This is a genomic window from Allobosea sp. CER48 (assembly GCF_044752385.1).
GTDB lineage: Bacteria > Pseudomonadota > Alphaproteobacteria > Rhizobiales > Beijerinckiaceae > Allobosea.
In genome coordinates this window covers 1-1,640 of record NZ_JBIWYK010000589.1, presented here as the reverse complement: position 1 = coordinate 1,640, position 1,640 = coordinate 1, and the positions used below count along the sequence as shown (strand labels likewise).

1 protein-coding gene is annotated in these 1,640 nt (G+C 66.2%); it reads right to left on the bottom strand.

Translation table 11 applies throughout. The features are described 5' to 3' along the window. A partial coding sequence (locus ACIPIA_RS15790) for an AMP-binding protein (protein ID WP_400510927.1) occupies positions 1–1,523 on the bottom strand: 1,523 nt, incomplete at its 3' end. Positions 1,524–1,640 lie beyond the last annotated feature (117 nt).

Genomic DNA, 1,640 nt, shown 5'->3' with positions numbered 1-1,640 from the left:
CCATAATCGATCTTGCCGTTGCCGAGCACCGGGATGGCCGGCGTCACCAGGATGGCACGCGGCACCCAGAGCTCCGGGAACCCTTGCTCCTTGGCGGCCTCCTGCAGCGCCGCGCGATCGGCATCGGGCTTCTCGGTGACGAGAATCAACTGCTCGCCCTTGCGCGGATCCGGCAGCCCGACCACGACATGGTTCTGGTCGGGCCAGACCTTCGAAACCATGGTCTCGACCGCTGCGAGCGAGACCATCTCCCCGCCCAGCTTGGCGAAGCGCTTGGCGCGGCCGCGGATAGCGACGAACCTGTCCTCGATCACGACGATGTCGCCGGTGTCGTGCCAGCCGCAGTCGGGGGCGATGATGCGTCCCGGCTGCTCTGGATCGAGATAGCCGGCCATCACGTTCGGCCCGCGCACGGTGAGGCGCCCACCCTCATGGATGCCTTCGACCGGCTCGAGCCTGGCCCCGATGCCGGGCAGGAGCTGTCCGACAGTTCCCTCGCGCATCGCCGCCGGCGTGTTCACGGCGAGAACCGGCGAGCACTCGGTGCAGCCATAGCCTTCGAGGATGGTGGTGCCGTAGGGCTCCCACATCCGCTTCGTCTCGGCCTTGACCCGCTCGGCCCCGGCGACCACGTAGCGCACGCTGCTGAGGTCGCCCTTTTCCGCAGCGCGGGCATAGCCTTGCAGGAACGTGTCGGTCGCGAGCAGGAACGTCGCCTTCATGTCGCCGATCAGCTTCGGCACCTGCTTGTAGTGCAGCGGGCTCGGATAGAGCACGACTTTCATGCCATGCAGAAGCGGCACCATCATTCCCGCGGTCAATCCGAAGGAGTGGAAAGCCGGCAACGGGTTCATGAAGATGTCGTGCTCGGAAATCGCGCCGGCCGCGTGGGCGAAGACCTGCCGCGCATTCGAGACGATATTGGCATGGCTCAGGGCAACGCCCTTCGGCTTGCCCTCTGTGCCCGAGGTGAAGAGGATCACGGCCGTCTCGTCAGGCGAGGCCTCGTAGGAGCGGTGGACGAGGCCTGGAACCAGCCCCTGCAGCGCGCCGAGCGCCTTGTCGAAGCTGGTGATCTCCTTGCGGACATCTTCGAGATAGACGACGCGCCGCCCTTCGCCCAGCGCAGCGATTTCATCGTCGAGCTTGCCCTGGTCGACGAAGCGCCGCGAGGTGACGATGGTCTTGAGCTGGGCGACCTCTGCGGCAGCCTTCAGATTGCGGACGCCGGCCGTGAAGTTCAGCAGCGCCGGCACGCGGCCATAGGCGAAGAGCGCGAACAAAGTTACCGCCATGCCCTGCATGTTCGGCAGCAGCACGCCGACATGCTCGCGCGGCGTCGTCAGCACCGACAGCTTGCGCCCCAGCACCAGCGCTCCAAGCACGAGCCGACCATAGGTGATGGGCTGGCGCTCCGGATCCTCCAGCGCGATGCGGCCCTTGCCGTGCATGGCGATGGTCTGCAGCAGGGCGCGAAAGATCGTTATCCGCGCGGCTGCGGCGTCGAATCTGGTGGCGGCCATGTCTGGCTCGTCTCCCGGTCGGCGTTTCCGTTGCCGGTCAAACTAGTCAGATCGGCGCGGGTTTCAACGCCGCTCCAGACAATGCGGCGGTGCCGCACTCCAAAATGTTCCCTCTCC